This is a genomic window from Streptomyces sp. NPDC046909 (assembly GCF_040644695.1).
Classification (GTDB): domain Bacteria; phylum Actinomycetota; class Actinomycetes; order Streptomycetales; family Streptomycetaceae; genus Streptomyces.
Genome location: NZ_JBEYXC010000007.1, coordinates 332,055 through 353,650, shown reverse-complemented (window position 1 = coordinate 353,650; position 21,596 = coordinate 332,055). Strand labels below are relative to the sequence as shown.

At 70.5% G+C, this 21,596-nt stretch carries 21 protein-coding genes; 9 read left to right on the top strand and 12 right to left on the bottom strand.

The genetic code is table 11. From position 1 onward, the window contains the following. Positions 1 to 12 precede the first annotated feature (12 nt). From ABZ928_RS25180 to ABZ928_RS25165, 4 genes are all read left to right on the top strand, one after another. Positions 13 to 447, top strand: a complete 435-nt coding sequence (locus tag ABZ928_RS25180) for an FMN-binding protein (protein ID WP_361523060.1) — start codon at positions 13 to 15, stop codon at positions 445 to 447. 75 nt (positions 448 to 522) lie between these two features. Continuing rightward, a complete protein-coding gene (locus tag ABZ928_RS25175; protein ID WP_361523058.1) occupies positions 523 to 1,905 on the top strand; it encodes a ferredoxin reductase family protein in 1,383 nt (460 codons plus the stop codon). A 37-nt stretch (positions 1,906 to 1,942) separates the two neighbouring features. Next, a complete protein-coding gene (locus tag ABZ928_RS25170; RefSeq protein ID WP_361523055.1) occupies positions 1,943 to 2,749 on the top strand; it encodes an FMN-binding protein in 807 nt (268 codons plus the stop codon). Then, positions 2,742 to 3,542 carry an FAD:protein FMN transferase gene (locus tag ABZ928_RS25165; protein ID WP_361523052.1) on the top strand — a complete coding sequence of 267 codons (801 nt, stop codon included), beginning with the start codon at positions 2,742 to 2,744 and terminating at the stop codon, positions 3,540 to 3,542. The genes ABZ928_RS25170 and ABZ928_RS25165 overlap by 8 nt, the downstream gene beginning before the upstream one ends. 6 nt (positions 3,543 to 3,548) lie before the next feature. Here the strand turns inward: ABZ928_RS25165 and ABZ928_RS25160 are convergent, their stop codons facing one another. The 7 genes from ABZ928_RS25160 to ABZ928_RS25130 all read right to left on the bottom strand — a co-directional run bounded on the left by ABZ928_RS25160 (position 3,549) and on the right by ABZ928_RS25130 (position 13,709). Beyond that, positions 3,549 to 4,088 carry an arginine repressor gene (locus ABZ928_RS25160; protein ID WP_361523049.1) on the bottom strand — a complete coding sequence of 180 codons (540 nt, stop codon included), beginning with the start codon at positions 4,086 to 4,088 and terminating at the stop codon, positions 3,549 to 3,551. A 20-nt stretch (positions 4,089 to 4,108) separates the two neighbouring features. Further along, positions 4,109 to 5,305, bottom strand: coding sequence for an acetylornithine transaminase (locus ABZ928_RS25155; protein ID WP_361523046.1), 1,197 nt, complete (start codon positions 5,303 to 5,305; stop codon positions 4,109 to 4,111). Continuing rightward, on the bottom strand, positions 5,302 to 6,210 hold the full coding sequence (gene argB / locus ABZ928_RS25150; protein WP_361523043.1) for an acetylglutamate kinase: 909 nt from the start codon (positions 6,208 to 6,210) through the stop codon (positions 5,302 to 5,304). Before argB ends, ABZ928_RS25155 begins: the two co-directional genes overlap by 4 nt. Continuing rightward, positions 6,207 to 7,358, bottom strand: coding sequence for a bifunctional glutamate N-acetyltransferase/amino-acid acetyltransferase ArgJ (argJ, locus tag ABZ928_RS25145; RefSeq protein WP_361523040.1), 1,152 nt, complete (start codon positions 7,356 to 7,358; stop codon positions 6,207 to 6,209). The genes argB and argJ overlap by 4 nt, the downstream gene beginning before the upstream one ends. Beyond that, complete coding sequence (gene argC, locus ABZ928_RS25140; protein ID WP_361523037.1) at positions 7,355 to 8,383, bottom strand: N-acetyl-gamma-glutamyl-phosphate reductase; 1,029 nt, start codon at positions 8,381 to 8,383, stop codon at positions 7,355 to 7,357. Before argC ends, argJ begins: the two co-directional genes overlap by 4 nt. A gap of 57 nt (positions 8,384 to 8,440) precedes the next feature. Further along, entirely contained in the window at positions 8,441 to 11,092 is a 2,652-nt protein-coding gene (locus tag ABZ928_RS25135) for a YfhO family protein (RefSeq protein WP_361523035.1), read from the bottom strand. Between the two features lie 142 nt (positions 11,093 to 11,234). Then, complete coding sequence (locus ABZ928_RS25130) at positions 11,235 to 13,709, bottom strand: alpha-L-arabinofuranosidase C-terminal domain-containing protein (protein WP_361523033.1); 2,475 nt, start codon at positions 13,707 to 13,709, stop codon at positions 11,235 to 11,237. A gap of 160 nt (positions 13,710 to 13,869) precedes the next feature. Here ABZ928_RS25130 and ABZ928_RS25125 point away from each other — a divergent pair, with 160 nt between their 5' ends. Beyond that, complete coding sequence (locus ABZ928_RS25125; protein WP_361523030.1) at positions 13,870 to 14,313, top strand: DUF6314 family protein; 444 nt, start codon at positions 13,870 to 13,872, stop codon at positions 14,311 to 14,313. Between the two features lie 19 nt (positions 14,314 to 14,332). On the opposite strand, the gene ABZ928_RS25120 is transcribed toward ABZ928_RS25125, so the two are convergent. From ABZ928_RS25120 to ABZ928_RS25110, 3 genes are all read right to left on the bottom strand, one after another. Next, positions 14,333 to 14,926 (bottom strand): histidine phosphatase family protein, encoded by a 594-nt coding sequence (locus tag ABZ928_RS25120; protein ID WP_361523028.1) that lies wholly within the window; start codon positions 14,924 to 14,926, stop codon positions 14,333 to 14,335. A 134-nt stretch (positions 14,927 to 15,060) separates the two neighbouring features. Continuing rightward, positions 15,061 to 15,486: a GNAT family N-acetyltransferase gene (locus tag ABZ928_RS25115; RefSeq protein WP_361523025.1), complete on the bottom strand. Its 426-nt coding sequence runs from the start codon at positions 15,484 to 15,486 to the stop codon at positions 15,061 to 15,063. Between the two features lie 104 nt (positions 15,487 to 15,590). Beyond that, entirely contained in the window at positions 15,591 to 17,033 is a 1,443-nt protein-coding gene (locus ABZ928_RS25110; RefSeq protein ID WP_361523023.1) for a PLP-dependent aminotransferase family protein, read from the bottom strand. Here ABZ928_RS25110 and ABZ928_RS25105 point away from each other — a divergent pair. Beyond that, positions 17,032 to 17,940 carry a DMT family transporter gene (locus tag ABZ928_RS25105; RefSeq protein ID WP_361523020.1) on the top strand — a complete coding sequence of 303 codons (909 nt, stop codon included), beginning with the start codon at positions 17,032 to 17,034 and terminating at the stop codon, positions 17,938 to 17,940. The genes ABZ928_RS25110 and ABZ928_RS25105 overlap by 2 nt on opposite strands. 119 nt (positions 17,941 to 18,059) lie before the next feature. Beyond that, a complete protein-coding gene (locus tag ABZ928_RS25100; protein WP_361523018.1) occupies positions 18,060 to 18,254 on the top strand; it encodes a DUF1918 domain-containing protein in 195 nt (64 codons plus the stop codon). A 1-nt stretch (position 18,255) separates the two neighbouring features. Here the strand turns inward: ABZ928_RS25100 and ABZ928_RS25095 are convergent, their stop codons facing one another. Beyond that, on the bottom strand, positions 18,256 to 19,491 hold the full coding sequence (locus tag ABZ928_RS25095; protein WP_361523016.1) for a family 10 glycosylhydrolase: 1,236 nt from the start codon (positions 19,489 to 19,491) through the stop codon (positions 18,256 to 18,258). A 169-nt stretch (positions 19,492 to 19,660) separates the two neighbouring features. Between ABZ928_RS25095 and ABZ928_RS25090 the strand changes: the two genes are divergently transcribed. Both ABZ928_RS25090 and ABZ928_RS25085 read left to right on the top strand, forming a co-directional pair. After that, positions 19,661 to 20,521 (top strand): 3-hydroxybutyryl-CoA dehydrogenase, encoded by an 861-nt coding sequence (locus ABZ928_RS25090; RefSeq protein WP_361523013.1) that lies wholly within the window; start codon positions 19,661 to 19,663, stop codon positions 20,519 to 20,521. Between the two features lie 223 nt (positions 20,522 to 20,744). Further along, the gene (locus ABZ928_RS25085; protein WP_361523010.1) at positions 20,745 to 21,002 is read left to right on the top strand and encodes a hypothetical protein; all 258 of its coding nucleotides are present in this window, start codon (positions 20,745 to 20,747) and stop codon (positions 21,000 to 21,002) included. Positions 21,003 to 21,024: 22 nt separating this feature from the next. Here ABZ928_RS25085 and ABZ928_RS25080 read toward each other — a convergent pair whose 3' ends face one another. Next, positions 21,025 to 21,570: an NUDIX hydrolase gene (locus ABZ928_RS25080; protein WP_361523008.1), complete on the bottom strand. Its 546-nt coding sequence runs from the start codon at positions 21,568 to 21,570 to the stop codon at positions 21,025 to 21,027. Positions 21,571 to 21,596: the final 26 nt, after the last annotated feature.

The following is a 21,596-nucleotide window of genomic DNA, read 5'->3' as shown; positions in this document are numbered from 1 at the left end:
GAGGCAGTCCCCGTGCACGCGTTGAAGAAGAACCGCCCCCTGCGCCGGATCGTGCTGGCGAGCGCCGCCACCGTCTCCGGCATGGTCCTGCTGCTCTCGCTGAAGCCGCACGAGGCCCCGGCGACCGCCCTGGCCGTCCCCGCACCGTCCGGCAGCGCCCAGGTCACCGGGACGAAGACCGTGACCGGCGACTCGGTGGACACCCGTTGGGGGCCGGTCCAGGTCCGTATCACCGTCACGGACGGCAGGCTCACCGACGTGACGGCGGTCGACTATCCGCAGGAGAATCCGCGGGACCAGCAGATCAACAGCTACGCGATACCGACGCTGCGGACGGAGGCGCTGGAGGCGCAGAGCGCGGACATCGACACGGTCTCGGGGGCCACGTACACGAGCGACGGTTACCGCCAGTCGCTCCAGTCCGCCCTCGACTCGGTGAACGGCTGAACACTCGGGCGTCACGGCACGTACCTGAGGGCCAAGGGACCACGCCAACCCCCTTGATCCGTCCCCGGAGGAACCGTGACCACGACGCTCGCAGGCGGCCGCGCCGCCCGTCGCCAGACGATGCGCCGCATCCGCCCGCGCCGCTCCCCGGCCGTCCCGCTGGTGATCGCCCTGTGGGCGGGCGCGGCGGCGGTGCTGTGGCTGTGGTGGACCAACACCCCGTCCCTCGCCGACAACACCGCCAAGATCCTCGCCGCGGGCCGGATCACCGGACTGCTCGCCGGCTATCTGATGGCGCTCGTCGTCCTCCAGATGGCCCGGGTGCCCGCGCTGGAGCGGCGGGTCGGCTCGGACCGGGTGGCGCGCTGGCACGCGATGAGCGGCCGGTACACGATCTGCCTGGTCATCGCGCATGTCTTCCTCACCATGTGGGCGTACGCGCTCCAGGCGGGCAAGTCCCTCGGCGATGTCGTCCAGCAGACGGTCGACTCGGTCAACAACCTGCCGGACATGGGCAAGGCGGCCATCGGCACCGGTCTGCTGTTCCTCATCGCGTTCATCTCGATCGGCGGCATCCGGCGGCGGATCCCGTACGACACCTGGTACCACGTGCATCTGCTGACGTACGCGGCGGTGTACATGACGTTCTGGCACCAGATCACCACCGGCAACGAGTTCGCCGTCGAGCCCTCCGCGAAGACCTTCTGGTACGGGCTGTACGGCGTGGTCACCGCGCTGGTGGTCTGGTACCGGATCCTCACCCCGATCCGCCTGAACCTGCGCCACCGCATGTATGTCGAGGCGGTCATCGAGGAGACGCCGGGCATCGTGTCGGTGCTGATCGGCGGGCGGAAGCTGCACCGGATGGGCGCGCAGGCGGGCCAGTTCTTCCGCTGGCGGTTCCTGGCGCCGGGCATGCGGTTCAGCTCCCACCCGTACTCGCTGTCGGCGGCGCCCCGCCCCGACATGCTGCGGATCACGGTCAAGGCGATCGGCGACCACAGTGAGCGGCTGCGCGAGCTGACGCCCGGCACCAAGGTGTGGGCCGAGGGCCCGTACGGCGCCCTGACCGCCCAGCGGCGCAGCCGCGGCAAGGTGCTGCTGGTCGCGGGCGGGGTCGGCATCACCCCGATGCGGGCGCTGTTCGAGACGCTGCCCGGCGCGTCCGGTGACATCACCCTGCTCTACCGGGCCAACAGCACCCAGGACCTGGCGCTGTGGGACGAGCTGGCCGCCATCGCCGACGAGCGGGGCGCCCGGCTGATGTACGCGGTCAACAGTCCGGACGGCGAGCGGCCCGACATCTCGGCCGAGCGGCTCCAGCAGAAGCTGCCGGACATCGATGAGCACGACGTCTTCATGTGCGGTCCGCCCGGGTTCGCGCAGGGCGTGTACGAGGCACTGCGCGGCGCGGGTGTGCCCGCCCGCCGCATCCATCACGAGTCGTTCGAGATGTGAGCGACGGCACCCTCAAGACTTCAGGAGTTCGCAAGCCATGAGGAAGAGTCACCCGATCCGGCGTGTCGTCCTGGCCGGCGCCGCCACGGTCTCCGGGATCGTGCTGCTGCTGTCGCTGAAGCCGGGCACCGACCCGGCCTCCGCGTCCGCGGCGGGCGGCGCGGCACCGCAGGCGACCGCGCAGGCGCAGGAGTCGGCGCAGGGCGGTGCCCAGGGCGCCACCGGCACGGCCACCGGCGACGCCGTCGACACCCAGTACGGAGCCGTCCAGGTCCGTATCACCTTCGTCAACAACAAGATCACCAAGGCCGAGACGGTCCAGCAGCCCAAGGGCGGCCAGAGCGACCAGATCACCGGCAACGCGGTACCGAAGCTGAACGCGGCGGTGCTCGTCAAGCAGAGCGCGCAGATCGACACCGTGTCCGGGGCGACCTACACGAGCGACGGCTACAAGAAGTCGCTCCAGTCCGCCATCGACAAGGGCAACGCGGCGGCCGCGGCGGGCGCCTCCTCCCCGGATCCGTCCTCCCCGGCCTCCTCCGGGAGCGCGGGCAACGCCCAGGCGGCCGCTCCGAAGACCGTCACCGGGGCCGTCTCGCAGACCCAGTACGGTCCGGTCCAGGTCCGTATCACCGTCGCGAACGGCAAGATCACCAAGGCCGAGGCGGTGCAGCGGCCGACCGGCGGCCAGAGCGACCAGATCTCCGGCAACGCCGTACCGAAGCTCAACCAGGAGGCGGTGGCGGCCGGGAACGCCGACATCGACGCGGTCTCCGGGGCCACCTACACCAGCGTCGGTTACAAGCAGTCCCTCCAGTCGGCGCTGGACCAGGCCGGTGGCTGACACCGTGACCGAACCGACCGAAGCTCCCGCCGCGGTACGTCATGCGGAGGAGGTCATGGGGACCGTCTTCTCCTTCGACGTCCGCGGCGGGGACCCCCGGGCCGTCACAGCGGCCCTGGAGGAAGCGGTGGCCGGCCTGCACCGCGCCGACGCCGTCTTCAGCACCTTCCGGGAGGACAGCCAGATATCGAGGCTGGTGCGCGGTGAGATCACGGTCGAGGAGTGCGACCCCGAGGTCGCCGAGGTCCTCGACCTGGGCGCCAAGGCGGAGGAACTGAGCGACGGCTGGTTCAGCATGCGCTACGAGGGCCACCTCGACCCGACGGGCATCGTCAAGGGCTGGGCGGTCGAACGCGCGGCCCGCGCCCTGTCGGCCGCAGGAGCAACGGGCGTGAGCCTCAACGGCGGCGGCGACGTACAGCTGCTGGGCGCGCCGGGCCCGCAACGGCCGTGGCGGGTAGGGGTCGCGGACCCCCTGCGCCCAGGAGGTCTGGCAGCGGTGGTCTCGGCGGCCGGCACGACCGAGCTGGCGATCGCGACCTCCGGCACGGCCGAACGCGGCGCCCACATAGTCGACCCCCGCACCGGCCGCTCAGCCGTGACCGACCTGGTCGCGGTGACCGTCGTCGCCCCCAGCGTGACCTGGGCGGACTGCTGGGCGACGGCGGCCTTCGCGATGGGTTCGAGGGAGGGCCTGCGCTGGCTGGAATCCCTGCCGGACGTGGAGGCCCTGCTGATCACGGCGGGGGATGAGGTGAGATGCACGGGGGGCCTGGCATCTCGCCTCGGCTGAATCTCTTCAGTGCCCGTTCTGGGCGAGCCTCAACAGGTGTTCGGCCAAGGCCTGTCCCCCCACCGGATCCCGGCTGATCAGCAGCAACGTGTCGTCACCCGCGATCGTGCCCAGGATGTCGTGCAGTTCCGCCTGGTCGATCGCGGAGGCGAGGAACTGAGCCGCACCCGGCGGGGTGCGCAGGACCACGAGGTTCGCGGAGGCCTCCGCGGAGATCAGCAGCTCCTGGGAGAGCCGCCGCATCCGCTCCTCCTTCGCCGACTCCCCCAGCGGCGCCCGAGGCGTACGGAACCCGCCCTCGCTCGGCACCGCGTAGATGAGGTCACCGTCGTTGTTACGGATCTTCACCGCGTTCAGCTCGTCGAGATCCCGGGAGAGCGTCGCCTGAGTGACACTCAGCCCGTCGTCCGCCAAGAGCTTGGCCAACTGGCTCTGCGACCGCACCGGTTGCCGGTTGAGGATGTCCACGATCCGGCGGTGCCGTGCGGTGCGGGTCTGCGGTACGGCAGGCCCGTTGGTCTGCTCGTGCTCCTGCGCCTGGCTCATCGACGTCTCATCTCTCCGGATCATCCATCCCCGTCGGCCGACTTGGCCGCGTCCAGAACGCCGGGCAGCGCCTGGAGCAGCGCGGCCACCTCGTCGTCGCCGAGGTTCAGCGGCGGCATCAGCCGTACGACATCGGGGGCGGGCGCGTTCACCAGGAAACCGGCGTCCTGAGCCGCCTGCTGCACCTGGGGCGCGAGCGGCTCGGTGAGCACGATACCCAGGAGGAGCCCTGAGCCCCGCACCCCGCTGATCAACGGGTGCCCCAGTGACTCGATTCCGTCGCACAGCGCGGCGCTCTGCCGCTTGACGTTGTCCAGGAGCCCCTCGGCGGCGATGGTGTCGAGGACGGCGAGTCCCGCGGCGCACGCGACCGGGTTGCCGCCGAAGGTCGTGCCGTGGTGGCCCGGCTGGAGCAGCTCCGCGGCCCGGCCGAAGGCGACGGTCGCACCGAGGGGCAGTCCGCCGCCGAGCTGCTTGGCGAGGGTGACGACGTCCGGCAGGACGCCCTCGTGGGCCTGGTACTCGAACCAGTGCCCGGTGCGGCCGATGCCGGTCTGCACCTCGTCGAGGACGAGCAGCGCGCCCTTTGCCGCCGTGATCGCCCGGGCCGCCTTGAGGTAGCCGGCGGGCGGCACGATCACCCCGTTCTCGCCCTGGATGGGCTCGATGACGACGAGGGCGGTGTCCTCGGTGACCGCGGCGTCCAGCGCCTGCGCGTCGCCGTACGGGACGTGCGTGACGTCACCCGGCAGCGGCAGGAAGGGGTCCTGCTTGGCGGGCTGGCCGGTGAGGGCGAGGGCGCCCATGGTCCGGCCGTGGAAGCCGCCCTGTGTGGCCACCATGTGGCTGCGCCCGGTCAGCCGGCCGATCTTGAAGGCGGCCTCGTTGGCCTCGGCGCCGGAGTTGCAGAAGAAGACCTTGCCGTTGCGGCCGAAGTGCTGGATCAGCCGTTCGGCGAGGGCGACGGTGGGCTCGGCCATGAAGAAGTTGGAGATGTGGCCGAGGGACGCGATCTGCTTGCTGACGGCCTCGACGATCGCCGGGTGGGCGTGGCCGAGCGCGTTGGTGGCGATGCCGCCGACGAAGTCGTAGTACTGCTTGCCCTCGGTGTCCCAGACCTTGAGGCCCTCGCCGCGGACGAGAGGGAGGCGCGGGGTGCCGTAGTTGTTCATCAGCGCGCCCTGCCACCGCTGGGTGAGCTCCTGATTGCCGGTCATTCCCCATCCCCCTCTACCGCGTCCGGCACGACCATCGTGCCGATGCCCTCATCCGTGAAAATCTCCAGCAGGATCGAGTGCTGGACCCGCCCGTCGATGACGCGGGCGGTGGTGACGCCGTTGCGCACGGCGTGCAGGCAGCCCTCCATCTTCGGGACCATTCCGGAGCTCAACTCCGGCAGCAGCTTCTCCAGTTGGGAAGCGGTGAGGCGGCTGATCACCTCGTCGCTGTCGGGCCAGTCCTCGTAGAGACCCTCGACGTCCGTGAGGACCATGAGAGTCTCCGCTCCAAGAGCAGCCGCGAGTGCCGCAGCCGCCGTATCAGCATTGACGTTGTAGACATGTCCGTCGTCCTGGCTACGGGCGATCGACGAGACGACCGGGATACGGCCGTCGGCGAGGAGTGCCTCGATCGCGCCCGTGTCGATCGCGGTGATCTCGCCCACCCGCCCGATGTCGACCAACTCGCCGTCGATCTCGGGCTGGTGCTTGGTGGCGGTGATGGTGTGCGCGTCCTCGCCGGTCAACCCAACGGCCAGCGGGCCGTGTTGGTTGAGGAGTCCGACGAGCTCGCGCTGGACCTGCCCGGCGAGCACCATCCGTACGACGTCCATGGCGTCCTCGGTGGTGACCCGGAGCCCGGCCTTGAACTCGCTGACGATGCCGGCCTGGTCGAGGGCGGCGCTGATCTGCGGGCCGCCGCCGTGCACGACGACCGGCTTGAGGCCGGCGTGGTGCAGGAAGACGACGTCCTGGGCGAACGCGCGCTTCAGGTCCTCGTCGATCATGGCGTTGCCGCCGAACTTGATGACGACGGTCTTGCCGTTGTGCTTGACCAGCCAAGGCAGCGCTTCGATGAGGATCTGGGCCTTCGGCAGTGCGGTGTGCTTACGCGTAGTGCTCATGACGAGTAGGCGCTGTTCTCGTGTACGTAGTCGGCGGTGAGGTCGTTGGTCCAGATCGTGGCGGTCTCAGATCCGGCGGCCAGGTCGGCGACGATGTGCACCTCGCGGTAGCGCATGTCGACCTTGTCGCGGTCCTCGCCCACGCCGCCGTTCTTGCAGACCCAGACGCCGTTGATGGCGACATTGAGTTGGTCCGGCTCGAAGGCGGCCTTCGTGGTGCCGATCGCGGAGAGCACGCGGCCCCAGTTGGGGTCCTCGCCGTGGATGGCGCACTTGAGGAGGTTGTTGCGGGCGATGGAGCGGCCCACCTCGACGGCGTCGGCCTCGGTCGCGGCACCCACCACCTCGACCTTGATGTCCTTGCTGGCGCCCTCGGCGTCCCGGATGAGCTGCTGACCGAGGTCGTCGCAGACCTGCCGTACGGCCTCGGCGAACTCCTCGTGGCCGGGGGTGACTTCGGCGGCGCCGGAGGCGAGCAGCAGCACGGTGTCGTTGGTGGACATGCAGCCGTCGGAGTCGACGCGGTCGAAGGTGGTGTGCGTGGCGGCGCGAAGTGCCTTGTCCAGCACGTCACTCGGGAGGTCGGCGTCGGTGGTGAGCACGACCAGCATGGTGGCGAGGCCGGGGGCGAGCATGCCCGCGCCCTTGGCCATCCCGCCGACGGTCCACCCGTCCTTGGTGACGACCGACGTCTTGTGGACCGTGTCGGTGGTCTTGATGGCGATGGCGGCCTTCTCGCCACCGTGCTCGGAGAGCTGGGCGGCGGCCGTCTCGACTCCGGGGAGCAGCTTGTCCATCGGCAGCAGCACGCCGATGAGCCCGGTGGAGGCCACGGCCACCTCGCCCGCGCCGATGCCGAGCACGCCGGCGACCTTCTCGGCGGTGGCGTGGGTGTCCTGGAAGCCCTTCGGCCCCGTACAGGCGTTGGCGCCACCGGAGTTGAGGACGACGGCGGTCAACTCACCGCTCTTGAGCACCTGCTCGGACCACAGCACCGGCGCGGCCTTCACACGGTTGGAGGTGAAGACGCCCGCGGCGGCACGGCGGGGCCCGGTGTTGACCACGAGGGCCAGGTCCGGGTTGCCGTTCTCCTTGATCCCGGCGGCGATGCCCGCCGCCGTGAATCCCTTGGCTGCCGTGACGCTCACGGTGCGACTCCGATCGTGGAAAGACCCGTGGACTCGTCGAGTCCGAGGGCGATGTTCATGCTCTGTACGGCACCGCCCGCGGTGCCCTTGGTCAGGTTGTCGATGGCACTGATGGCGATGATGCGGCCGGCGGCCTCGTCGAGGACGACCTGGATCTGAACGGCGTTGGAACCGTAGACGGACGCCGTGGCGGGCCACTGCCCCTCCGGGAGGAGGTGGACGAACGGCTCGTCGGCGAAGGCCTTCTCGTAGGCGGCACGGACGGACTCGGCGGTGACCCCGGGCTTGGCCTTGGCGCTGCACGTGGCGAGGATGCCGCGGGCCATCGGCGCGAGGGTCGGGGTGAAGGAGACACTCACCTTCGAACCGGCCGCCGCGCCGAGGTTCTGGATCATCTCGGGCGTGTGCCGGTGGACCCCGCCGACGCCGTACGGCGACATGGAGCCCATGACCTCGCTGCCCAGCAGGCTGGGCTTGGGCGCCTTGCCCGCGCCGGAGGTCCCGGAGGCGGCGACGATGACGGCCTCGTGCTCGGCGAGTCCGGCGACGTACGCCGGGAAGAGCGCCAGCGACACAGCGGTCGGGTAGCAACCGGGTACCGCGATGCGCTTGGACCCCTCCAGCGCGGCGCGGCCACCCGGAAGTTCGGGGAGGCCGTACGGCCAGGTGCCGGCGTGCGGGGAGCCGTAGAACTTCTCCCAGTCGGCGGCGTCCTTGAGCCGGAAGTCGGCGCCCATGTCGACGACGAGGACGTCCGGGCCGAGCTGCTCGGCGACGGCGGCGGACTGGCCGTGCGGCAGGGCGAGGAAGACGACGTCGTGGCCCGCGAGGACCTCGGCCGTGGTCTCCTGGAGTACGCGGTCGGCGAGCGGCAGCAGGTGCGGCTGGAGCGCGCCCAGCTTCTGTCCGGCGTTGGAGTTGCCGGTCAGGGCGCCGATCTCGACCTCGGGGTGCGCCAGGAGCAGCCGCAGGACTTCGCCGCCCGCGTATCCGCTCGCTCCGGCCACTGCCGCACGTACCGCCATGGAATCCTCCTCTTGGATGGCATGACTATACGTTTCGCTGCACGTTTATGCAACCGATCACGGAAGTATGCGGCGCCGCCGAACGGCCCGGCCGACGCCGAGCCCGAGGAGCCCGACCAGGGCACCGCCCCCGACCGTCGTGCCCAGCTTCAGCCCCGGTGGATGGAACGCGCACGTCACCTCGGTCGAGCCACCGTCCAGCGGCACGGCGATCAGCCCGTGGTACTCCCCCGCCGGCGCTTCCGGACCGTCGCCCGTCGCGCAGCGCCAGCCGGCGATCCGGGGTGCCGCGACGACGGCGGTCCCGGTGCTGCCCGCCGGAAGCTCCGCCCGGATCGTGCCGCCGGAGCCGGACACGGTCACCTCAGTGGCCCCAGTGGCCTTGAGCTGCCGTACGGCATCCCGCAGCCGGGCGGTGTCCAGACAGCCGACCGCGCGGTCCGGGACGACACCCAGCCGGTCCGGGGCCAGCTCGATCGTCAGGCGCCCGGAAGCCGGGACGGTGCCGAGCGGTTGCATGGCGGCGCTCTGGGCCCTGGCGGGGTTGTACCTGAACCGCCCGGTCGGGGCGTCGGCGGCTCCGTCGAGCCGTGCGGTGCCGGCGAAGTGGGGTGCCCAGAGGTACACCTCGTCGCCCGCCCGGCACCGGGCCGTGATCGTCGGGGCCTGGCCCCCGGTGCCGTGGCGGGGGACGCCGATGAGCAGGCCCTCGTGGTTGCGGGGCGGCTGCTTGCCGGCGGCGTTGCGGACCGTGAGGTGGGGCAGGGTGTAGACGCGGGTGCCCAGGAGGAGTTCCTGGTTGCGGTAGGGCGACGGTCCGAACGACTCAAGGGAGGAGGCCGGGGCGGACCGCCGTACGGTGACCAGGGGCGGGACGTCCCGCCGGGTGACGGTCAGTTCCTGCCCGTCCTGGCGGAACCAGTTCTGGTGCGGGTCCGGCGGGGAGTGCACCCGGGCGCCGACGGAGAAGACGACGTCCGTGACGGCGTTGTCGAGGCTCTGAAGGCTGCGGGCGCCCGAGGTCCAGCCGTAGCCGAGGGCGCTGAGGGTGCTGCTGAAGACGGCGGAGGTGTGGCTGCTGTAGTACTGGGCGCCCTCGCCGCCGACGAGCAGCGGATCGTTGCCGACGGTCTGCTCCCGGCCCGGGTCGGTGCGGTAGCGAGGCCAGCCGTCCGCCTCCGCGATCGCGTCCGCCTGCCGCTGCTGCCGGTCGCCCCAGGGGGCGTAGTCGTCCATCGCCAGGAACCGCGCCCGCGTGGTCACGGCATCGGTGGCGGCCGCCTCACCGAGCTGCACACCGATGAGGAGTACGGCGGCCAGTGCGGCGGGGGCGACGCGGAGTCGTGGGAGGCGTCCGCGGCGGAGGCTCAGGAGGGTCAGTCCGGCGAGCGCGCCCGCGGCGGCGACGAGGAACACCGGCCAGGCGAAGAGGCGCACGAGGTGAGACCGGCTCGCGACGGCCGCGATCAGCGCGAGCAGCCCGGCCGCCGCGCCCAGGGCCCGCCGGTCGAGAGGACCGTAGGAGAGCGTGTGCCAGGCGGCGATCACGAGCAGCGCGCACACGACGAAGGTCTGGCGGTAGGGGCTGCCCTGCGGGGCGGCGAAGGCGTGCCAGAGGAGATGGGTCGGGTGCCACTGCATCGACAGGATCACGGCGACCACCAGCAGCGTCCACCCGGCGCGCACCCGGCGGGGAGCCGCCCGGTGGAAGGGCAGCGCGAGGGCGAGCAGCAGGGCCGTGGTGCCGACGAAGATCCCGGGCGAACCGAAGCTGTACGTCGTCGGGAGCAGCCGCGCCAGCAGGTCCTCGGCGCCCACCGGCGCGAACCGCGTGAACCGGCCCGGGGAGGCATGCGCGCTGCCGAAGTACACGACCGCCACCAGGGGTGCGGCCAGCCCGAGGCCGAGCGCGAAGGTCAGGACGGCCCGGCCCAGGGCGGCAAGGGCACGGCGACGCGGCGGCCCGGCCAGCGACAGCCGCACCAGCAGGACGAGTCCCGCGGCGAGGGTCGCCATGTACGCCGTGTAGAAGTTGGCGATCCACACGGCCGCCACGACCAGCACCCCGAGCAGCGGGCGCCGCCCGCTGAGCGTCCACTCGCCGACCAGGCACAGCAGCGGCAGGGCGATGAGCCCGTCGAGCCACATGAGGTTGTACGAGCCGGCCGCCACGGTCCATCCGCACAGGGCGTACGACGCCCCCAGCAGGCCCGCCGCCCACCAGCGGCCGGGGCGCAGCCTGAGCAGCAGCCAGGTCATCGCGGCGGCGGCACAGGCGATCTTCAGCACGGTGACGACGTACACCGCGAGGTCGATCCGGTCCCTCGGGAACACCACCACGAGCAGGGCGAACGGGCTGGTCAGATAGGTGCCGAGATCGGGCAGGAAGCTGGTCCCGAACCCCGACTGCCAGTTGACGAGGAGTCCGCCGGAGCCGCGACCGTGCAGCAGGTCCCACAGGTGCGCGTGGAACGGGATGTACTGGTTGCCCAGGTCGTTGACGGTGCGGGTGCGCGGGCCGAAGGGGTAGCTGCGGGCCACGGCGTCGGCGGCGCAGAGCACGAACACGGTGATCGCCGCCGCGAGCAGGGCGGCCTGGCCCGGTCCGGGTCGCGGATCGGCGGGTGGGCGGGGTGCGGGCAGCGGCGGGCGGGTGCCCACGCGTTCGTCCGCAGTTCGGAGCTCATCCTCATGAGCTGTGCCACTCATCGTTTTCTGCCCCCGTCCGGGGTGGTCAGCCCCGTGTGTTGTTGATGCGTCGATTTAGACGGAGGGTGAATCCGATTAGTTGTGCGACATGCGTAAGTGGCGAGATGAATTCCAGGCGAACAGCGGCCCGCACCCCGGGAAACTACTTCTGCTTGATCCTCAGGAACGTGACGGAGTTCGCCGGGAACGTGTACGTGAATTCGTCCGCGACCCCGTCGAACGTCGACCTCACCGGAACAACCGGTGTCGCGGTCTCGGAGTTCACCGCGTTCGGGTCGGCCGTGAGCGTGGTGACCCGGGCCTTGGAGGCGACCTTCGTGCCGCCGAGGTCGATGGCCGTACGAGCGGCCGTGGACTGGGCGTTGACGACCTTGACGATCAGGTCACCGGTCTTCTTGTCCTTGGTGACGACCTGCCGGAATGGCTCGGCCGGCTTGTCGTCGGTGAAGCTGCCCCATTCCACGCCGTCGAGGTACAGGGTGACCTGACGGCCCCGCACCTTGATGTCGATGTCGTAGGTGCGGCCCGTCTCGATGCTCCCCGCCTTGGAGATCAGCGTGGACTTGCCGCCGTCCACGGCCTGTTCGACAGCGTTCAGGGTGTTGCCCCAGCCGCCGAGGTTCCACCAGTAGTAGTTGCCGGTGTCCTTGACGCCGAAGGCGACGAGGAAGCCCTCTTTGCCGGACTTCTTGGTGGCCTTCACCTTCAGGTCGTAGTCGTGCCAGTTCGTGTCACCGGCGGAGACCATGGTGTTCTCGGCGGCCACGTCGGTCTGCACATACTGCCCGTCCTGGACCGCCCAGCTGCCGCCGCCGGTGTGCGTCCACTTCGAGGCGTCGCCGGAGAAGTCGTCGCTCAGCAGGGAGTTGCCGTCCGCGTCCGTCACCTGGACGTCGTCGTAGGCGGCGGTGGTGGCCCAGGTCGACAGGCCGACGGCACCGGTGATGGGGCCGGTCAGGGACGGTGTCCCGGTGGCGGTCGAGCGGACGACCCGGTCGCCGACGTTGTTCATGAACAGCTTCTGGACCTCGTAGTTGGCCGAGTTCCAGGAGGCGTGGTTGTTGAACCAGATCAGGTCCGGCTGCCACTGGACGTAGTCCTCGTTGGCGAACAGCGGGGCGTACGAGGCGAGTTTGACGACGTCCGCGTTGCGCTCCAGGCCGGTCATGTAGGCCGCCTCGGCGAGGCCGTTCTTGAAGGCGTTGCCCCAGGAGGCGTATTCGCCGAGGAAGACCTTCGGGCCGTTGCGGTCGTAGGAGCCGTAGCGGTCGTTGTTCTGGAGGAACCACTGGGTGCTGTTGTAGTAGTGCTCGTCGACCATGTCGACGTCGGCGTCCTTGTTGAGCTTCCACGCCGTGTCGAAGGTCGTACCGGCGTCGTCCGGGCCGGAGTTGGAGATGACGGTGATGTCCGGGTACTTCGCCTCGATGGCGGCCCGGAACTGGCTGAACCGCGCGAAGAACGCCTCGGGGAGGTTCTCCTCGTTGCCGACCTCGATATGGGTGAGGTGGAACGGCTTGGGGTGGCCCATCTGGGCGCGCTTCCTGCCCCATTCGCTGGTCACCGGGCCGTTGGCGAACTCGATGAGGTCCAGGGTGTCCTGGATGTGCCGCTTGAGCAGCGCGTCATTGTCGACGGCCTTGTTCTGGCCGCAGCCGGTCACCAGGGCGGGGACGACGGGCAGCGGCATGGCGCCGATGTCCTCGGAGAGGCGGAAGTATTCGTAGTAGCCGATGCCGTAACTCTGGTTGTAGCCCCAGAAGTTGGAGTTGGTGGCGCGCTCCTCGACCGGGCCGATGGTGTCCTTCCACTGGTACGAGCGCTTGCGCTGGTAGCCGGAGGCCTCGCTGTAGTCCTCCATGGAGCCGGTGTTGACCAGGCAGCCACCGGGGAAGCGTACGAAGCCCGGGTGCAGGGCGGCGATCTTCTCGGCGAGGTCCTTGCGCAGACCGTTGGGCTCGTTCTTGTAGGTGTCGCGCGGGAAGAGGGACACCATGTCGAGTGCGGCGGCGGCCGAGGAGGCCACGGTCAGACGGCCGTCGCTGCTGGTGCGGGTCGCGGTGAAGGTGGCCTTGTACTTGGCCCAGCCGCCCTTCGCGGTCACCTGGCGGGCGGTGGCGAGGGTGCCGTCGGCGTCCTGGAGCGAGACGGTGAGGGTGGTGCCGCTGTCGGCGCGGGCCCACACGGAGAAGTCGTACTTCTTGCCCTCGTCGACGTGGATACCGGTGTTGTATCCGGCGTTCGTCACGGACGAACCGGCGGCCAGGGAGAGGTAGTTGCGGTTGCGCGCGTTGAGCCGGCCGTCGTCGTTCACGACCTGTCCGGTGCCGTCGACCGTCCAGGAGGTCAGCGGGGTGTACGACTTGTTGTCGTCGGTGGAGTACTCGAATGACCGGTTCTGCACCAGCTCGGCGTACAGGCCTCCGTCGGCGGCCCGGTTGATGTCCTCGAAGAAGACGCCGTACATCGTGTCGTCGATCTTCGCGCCCTTGGCGGTGGGGTCGACGGTGATCGCGTAGTCGGTGGCGTCCTCGGCGTGCGCGGGTGCGGTGACGAGGCCGGCTGCCACCACGAAGGCGGTGGCGGCGAGGCCGAATCTCCAGCGGGTGCGTGACATGGATACTCCGCGGCTCGGTTGGGGAGTCGCCCGACATCCCTATGTTCGAAATATCAGACGCTGATCAGCACTTCGAACGGCAAGATAGGGAGGGGGGTTCCGGAGCGTCAACGGGTCGCGCGGGACCGAAAGTGTCGGAAGCGTCGGGCGGGAGGAACGCATGGGCGAGTTCTGGCCGGTACCGGACGTACTGACCTATCTGGCCGGGAGTTGGCGAGCGGAACGGTCGGTACGGGACCTCGCGAACGGAGAGTCCGGGAAGTTCACCGGCACGACGGCGTTCGCCCCACTGGAGGACGGCGGCCTCCTCCACCAGGAATCCGGCACCTTCACCTGGCAGGGCGTCCCCCGCCCCGCCGAACGCACCCTCCGCTTCCTCCCGGGAGGCTCACCGGGCACGGCGGACGTACGCTTCGCCGACGGCCGCCCCTTCCACGACCTGTCCCTGACCTCCGGCCACCACATCGCCGACCACCCCTGCGCGGCGGACCTCTACCGCGGCGAGTTCCTCGTCCTCGACGCGGACCACTGGCGGACGGTGTGGCGGGTGGGCGGCCCCACGAAGGACCTGGTGCTGACGACCGACTACGCGCGCGTGGGCTGACTACGAAGACTCGGGCTCACTACGCGCGCGTGGGCTGACCCGCCGCCCCGTCGAACCGCAGGTTCCAGCGGCCCCCGCGTCCCGTGACGGTGGTCGTGGACAGGGGGCGTACATCGATGTTCCAGTACGTCGACGGTGGGGCCTTCAGGGCGTACACCAGCGCGGCGCGGACGACCGAGGGTTCGGCCACGGCGACGATCCGACCGCCGTCTCCCACGGGCCGCGTGTCCAGCCAGCCGCCGACGCGCGAGATGAACGCCAGCAGCGACTCACCGCCGTGCGGGGTGCCCCGAGGGTCGGCGAGCCAGGCGTCCACCGCCTCCGGCTCCCGCGCCATCGCCTCGCCGAGCGTCAGCCCACGCCAGCGGCCCATGTCACAGTCCCGCAGGGCGAGTTGCACGAGCGGCGCGTAACCGAGGGCGTCGCCTGTCGCACGGCTGCGCGGGGTCGGCGAGCAGTACCGCAGTTCCGCGGCGGCCAGCGGCAGCAGCTCCCCCGCGGCGCGCTGCACCTCGTCCCAGCCGGCCTGATCCAGCGGCCGGTCGTCCTCGAACCGTTCCGCGAGCAGGGGTGAGCTGCGCGCGGCGGCGACGAATGTGACCCGAAGTGACATGCCGCGATGGTGAGTGGAGAAAGTACGCAGGTCAAGGGGTGTTACCTGTGGGTTACGCAGGGTTGGCGAAACCTTACTTCCAGGTCAGGACGTGCCCGACAAGTCCGCCGAAACGAGAGGGGTTAGTAGAGGGGTCAGTAGAGGTGCGCCATCCACTGGTCCGGGTTGGCGAGCGGTTCGAACCCCGCCTTCGCGTAGACGCCGTGCGCGTCGTGCGTGGCGAGCAGGATGCGGCGCAGTCCGTACGGCCGCAGGTGCTCGCGCACGGCCTCGACGAGCGCGGTCCCGATGCCCTTGCCGCGCACGGACGGATCGACGTACACATCGCACAGCCAGGCGAAGGTGGCACGGTCGGTGATGATCCGGGCGTATGCCACCTGCTCGCCGGATACCGTGTCGTACACCCCGAAGTTGAGCGACCCCGCGATGGCCCGGTCCTGCTTCTCGCGGGAGCGGCCGAGCGCCCAGTAAGCGTCGGTCGAGAGCCACTGGTGGACACGGGCGGGGTCGATGCGGTCGGGGTCGGCGGAGATCTCGTAGCCGTCGGCGAGGTTGGTCATGCGGGGATCCTGGCAGGACGGGGACGGCGGCGGCGAGCGGGTTTCCAGGGGGTGTTGTCAGTGGTGGGTGCGATGCTGCTCATGTGCGCCTCGGTCCGTGCGGACTAGAGCACCTCGTCACACGCCTGCCGCAACCGCCGTACCCCCTCCGCGATCTCCCCCTCCCCTGCCACCGCCGCGAAGCTCAACCGGACGTGCCCGGCCGGGGGTTCGGCGCTGAAGTAGGGGCGGCCCGGGGTGATCGCGACGCCCGCGCGGAGGGCCGCAGCGGTCAGCGCGGCTTCGTTCGTACCGTCGGGCAGGCGGAGCCAGAGGTGGTAGCCGCCGGACGGGACGTGAGGGAGGGCAAGTTCGGGGAGGTGCAGGCGAAGGGCGGCCGTCATGGTGTCGCGGCGGGTCTTCAGGTCCGTGGAGATCGCCCGGAGATGGCGTGGCCAGGCCGGTGAGCCGACGAGTTCGAGCGCGGCCTCCTGGAGGGGGCGGGGGACGAAGAAGGTGTCGACGACCTGGATCGCGCGGAGGCGTTCCAGTACCGGGCCGCGAGCCACCAGGGCGCAGACCCGGAAGCTCGGTGACGTCGCCTTCGTCAGGGAGCAGACGTGGACGACCACCCCGTCGGCGTCCTCGGCGGCCAGCGGGCGCGGCAGCGCACCGGCGTCCTCGTGTACGAGCCGCCGTACGAAGTCGTCCTCGACGATGAACGCGCCGGCCTCGCGCGCGATGCGCAGCACCTCGCCCCGCCGCTCGGGGGCGAGCACCGCGCCGGTCGGGTTCTGGAACAGCGGCTGGCAGATGAACACCCGGGCGCCGGTGGCCCGGAAGGCGTCGGCGAGGAGTTCGGGCTTCACCCCGTCCGCGTCCACCGGGACCGGCACGGAGCGCAGACCCGCCGCGCGGGCGATCGCCAGCATGCCGGGGTACGTCGGTGACTCGACCAGCACCGGCGCACCGGGCGGGGCGAGGGCCCGCAGGGCGATGGTCAGCGCCGACTGGCCGCCGGCGGCGATCAGCACCTCGGCCGCGGTGACGGAACCGCCGACACCGCCGATACCGCGCGCGAACCACTCGCGCAGTTCCGTCAGCCCCTCCATGGGCGGCCGGCCCCACGCGCCGGGGCGGCGGGCCGCGCGGGAGAGCGCCGCGGCCAGGGCCTGCTCGGGCTGGAGCGAGGGATGCAGATAGCCGCCGGTGAACTCGATCACCCCGGGCGGCGGGGCGGCGAGGGAGACCAGGACGCCGCTCGCGTCCACCGAGCGCGGTACGAGGTCGGCGGCGGCGTCCGCGCTCAGCGCGACCTCCTGCCAGGAGGTGTCCCCGACGGGGGCGGTCGTCGTACGCGGTCGCGCGCGGAACGCGCCCGCGCCGGGGCGGGTGACCACGAGTCCCTCCGCGGCCAGCTGGGCGAGGGCCCGGGAGACGGTCACCGGGCTCACCCGGTAGCGCTCGACGAGGGCTCGGCTCGACGGGAGCTTTCCACCGGGAGAGTAGCGGTTCAGCTCACTCCGCAGCCGTTCCGCCAGTTCATCGACGCTGCTACGCTCTTGCATGAGAGTACAGAGTAGCGCTACTACCCCGAGCACGATAGCGGTCGACACCAGGTCCCCCACCGCTGCCGGCACCCTCCTGGCCGCCCTCGGCGTCGTCGCCTTCTCCCTCACCTTCCCCGCGACCGCGTGGGGCCTGGAGGGCTTCGGGCCCTGGTCGCTGGTCGCCGTGCGCTCCGCCCTCGCGGCCCTGATCGCCGGATCCTGCATGCTGGCGCTGCGCGTACCGGTTCCCGCCCGCCGTCACTGGGCGGGGCTCGCGGTCGTGGCCGCCGGGGTCGTCGTCGGCTTCCCGCTGCTGACCACGCTCGCGCTGCGGACCTCGACCACCGCGCACGCCGCCGTCGTGGTCGGCCTGCTCCCGCTCACCACCGCCCTGCTGTCCGCCCTGCGCATGGGCACCCGCCCGTCCCGCACCTTCTGGACGGCGGCCCTCGCGGGCGCGGTCGCGGTCCTCGTCTTCACCGTGCAGCAGAGCGGTGGCGCCCTCACCTCCGCCGACCTGTACCTGTTCGCGGCGCTCCTCGTCTGCGCCGCCGGCTACACCGAGGGCGGGCGGCTGGCCGGGGTCATGCCGGGCTGGCAGGTCATCGGCTGGGCGCTGGTCCTGTGTCTGCCGCTCTCGCTGCCCGCCGCCGCGGTGGCGCTGTCGTACGAACCCGCGCACCTGACCGCGCACAGCGTGGCGGGCCTGCTGTGGGTGGCCGCCGGTTCGCAGTTCCTCGGGCTGGTCGTCTGGTACCGGGGCATGGCGGCCATCGGCATCCCCAAGGCGAGCCAGTTGCAGTTGGCCCAGCCCCTGCTCACACTGGTGTGGTCGGTGCTGCTGCTGGGTGAGCACCTGACGGTGGCCGCCCCTCTGACGGCCGCGGCGGTGCTCGTGTGCATCGCCGTCACCCAGCGGGCGTGAGGGCGTGACACAGGCCCTAAGGCTGAGGGCCGCGAACGCGCCGGTCCCAACAGGGCGTCAGCGCCGTAAACTCAAGGCCACGGACCGCTGCTCCCGCACCTCGTGAGGAGGACCGACAGATGCGTGCAACCGTGGGCGACCAGCTTGTGCAGCACGGCAGGGTGGTCGGACAGCACGACAAGATCGGCGAGATCGTCGAAGTGATGGGGCAGGAGGGCAACCCCCCGTACCGCGTCCGCTTCGAGGACGGGCACACGGGAATCTGCTCACCCGGCCCCGACACCGAGATCCGTCACCGGGACATCACGAAGTAGTTCAGCGCGGAGGCCTCGCCGGCTGCTGGTAGTGGTCGGCGACGACCCGTGCCATCGCGCCGATCGGATCCGCCGCCACCTCCTTCGCGGCGAAGAAGACATGCCCCCGCACCTCCGGGTGGTCCTTGGCGAGCGTGAGGTGCCGGGAGAGTTCGGCGGGGTCCTGCCAGGCCGCGGGCTGGGCCGGGTCCCCCGCCTTGTACAGGGCCTCCCCCAGGTACAGCTTCGTCCGGCTCCCCCGCGCCACCTCGGCCCACCAGGGCAGCAGCTTGGCGTAGTCGGCGGCGGCGAACCCGACGTTCCAGTAGAGCTGCGGCACGAGGTAGTCGATCCAGCCCTCCTGGACCCACTTGCGGGTGTCCGCGTAGTTGTCGTCGTACGACTGCACACCCGCGCGTGTGCTGGAGCCGAGCGGGTCGGTGGCCGCGTTGCGCCACACCCCGAAGGGGCTGATCCCGAACCGGGTGCCGGGCCGGATCTCCTGGATGCGGGCCGCGGTCTCCAGGACCAGCTTGTCGATGTTGTCCCGCCGCCAGTCGGCCCGGCCGGCGAAGCCGCCGCCGTACTGGTCGTAGGCCGCGTCGTCGTCGAAGGTCTGGCCGGCCACCGGGTACGGGTAGAAGTAGTCGTCGAAGTGGACCGCGTCCACCGCGTACCGCTCCACCGCGTCCAGGATCGCGTCCTGCACGAAGGCCCGGACCTCGGGCATCCCGGGGTTGTAGTAGAGCTTCCCGCCGTACGTCACCACCCACTCGGGGTGCTGCCGCGCGGGGTGGGAGGCGACGAGCTTGGCCGGGTCGGACTGGTTGGAGATCCGGTACGGGTTGAACCAGGCGTGCAGTTCCAGGCCCCGCTTGTGCGCCTCCCGCACCGCGGTGGCGAGCGGGTTCCAGCCCGGGGACTTGCCCTGGGTGCCGGTGAGGTACTGCGACCAGGGCTCGTACGGCGAGGGCCACAGGGCGTCGGCCGTGGGCCGCACCTGGAGGAAGACCGCGTTGAGGCGGTCCGCCACCGCCCTGTCGAGGTGGGCGACGAGTTCGGCCTTCTGCTCCTTGGCGGTCAGGCCGGACTTGGAGGGCCAGTCCCGGTTGGCCACGCTCGCGATCCACACGCCCCGCATCTCGCGTACCGCCCGCGGATGGCGGGGCGTCGCGGCCGACGCCGACGCGCTCCCCGACGCGGTCGTGAGCGTGGACAGCGCGGCCAGCGCGAACGCCCGACGTGACAAACGCCCCATCTGTGCACCCCGAAACACGGCGGATCCGCCCGACCGCGGACCGTTCGCGCCCAGGATGCCCGACCCCGCCGATCGATCATCGATACTTTCCAGTAACGTGCACGAACGGAGCAGGGCATCTCCACAACCAGAGGTCCTGCACAGTCCGTAGATCAGCGAAGGGGACGATGTGACCGACATCGAGCGCGTCGGAGTGGTCGGCTGCGGCCAGATGGGAGCCGGCATCGCCGAGGTGTGCGCCCGCTCCGGACTGGACGTGAAGGTCGCCGAGACCACGGGCGAGGCCCTGGAGATCGGCCGGACCCGGCTGTTCAACTCCCTGGCGAAGGCCGCCGAACGCGGCAAGATCACCGAGGAGGAGCGCGACGCGACGCTGGCGCGGCTGTCCTTCACCACCGACCTCGGGGAGTTCTCCGACCGCGATCTGGTGATCGAGGCCGTCGTGGAGAACGAGCAGGTCAAGACGGAGATCTTCCAGGTCCTCGACCAGGTCATGACCCGCCCTGACGCGATCCTCGCCTCCAACACCTCCTCCATCCCGCTGGTGAAGCTGGCGGTCGCCACCTCGCGGCCCGACCACGTCATCGGCATCCACTTCTTCAACCCGGCCCCGGTGCAGAAGCTCGTCGAGCTGATCCCGGCGCTCACCACCTCCGAGGGCACGATCAGCCGCGCCCAGGGCTTCGCCGAGAAGCTCCTCGGCAAGCACGCGATCCGCGCCCAGGACCGCTCCGGCTTCGTGGTGAACGCGCTCCTCGTGCCGTATCTGCTCTCCGCGATCCGGATGTTCGAGTCGGGCATCGCCGGCCGCGAGGACATCGACAACGGCATGGAGATGGGCTGCGCCCACCCGATGGGCCCGCTGAAGCTGTCCGACCTGATCGGCCTGGACACGATCGTCTCCATCGCGAACTCGATGTACGACGAGTACAAGGAGCCGCTGTACGCCGCTCCCCCGCTGCTCCAGCGCATGGTGGACGCGGGCCGCCTGGGCCGTAAGACCGGATCCGGCTTCTACACCTACAGCTGACACGTCTCGGCCGGTTGCACAGTGCCCGTTTCAGGGTGCTGATTACACAGTGCGACGAACACGGGCCCGGCACTCTTCGGAGCGCCGGGCCCGCCGTATTCACACACCGTGTGCGCGCCGGGCACGCATATGCCCGTCGCACACGCTCCCCACGCGTCCACCAGGCGAGTTGACTCTTCATGCGCATGCAAGGGATGTGACGACTACGGAAAGGAGCGGACTCGTGACCGCCGACCCGGAGCATCCCGTGGTCCATGGAGAACTCGCAGAGTTACGCCGCCGCCTCGATGTCGCGTACGCGCGTGTCGAGGGAGGGCTGGCTCTGCTCAGCCATCGCACGGAGGAGACGGACAAGGAACTCGACGACCTGAGCGCACGCATCGTCGCACTGGAGCACGCCCGCTGGCCGCTGCCCGCGGTCGCGGCCATCACGGCCGTGGGCGCGCTCATCGTGACGGTCTGGCAGGCCCTCGGACGCTAGGACGCGGGACGCGGTGGGGGAGTCAGGGCAAGGCGTCCTGCCCGAGCCTCAGATGGTGCAGCAGGAGTAACGCGGCCGCCATGTTGGCGGCCGGGACCTCCCCGCGGGCGACCATGTCGGGAACGAGCTTGAGGGGGACCCATTCCCGGCGGTCCGATTCGAAGTCGTCCACGGGGTGACCGACGTACTCACCCTCGTCGGCCCAGTAGATGTGGTGCCGGGCGTCGGTGAGCCCGTTGGACGGTTCCACGCTCATGAGGTGGTGCAGAGGTCCCGGTCGCCATCCGGTCTCCTCCTCGAGCTCCCTGGCGGCCGCACACGCGATGTCCTCGCCGTCCTCGACGACACCCGCGGCCAGTTCCCACCCCCAGCTGTCGGTGATGAAGCGGTGGCGCCACAGAAGAAGTACCTCATTGGCCTCGTTCACCACCGTGGCCACGGCGACGGGCCGCAGCCGTATCAAAAAGTGATCGAGGTGCCGACCGTCCGGCAGCTCGACATCCGCGAGGTTGACGCTGAACCAACGGTTTTCATACACAGTTTGTTCGTTCTGTTTCGTCCACTGCACGGTTCTGCCACCTTCCGCCGAGTAAG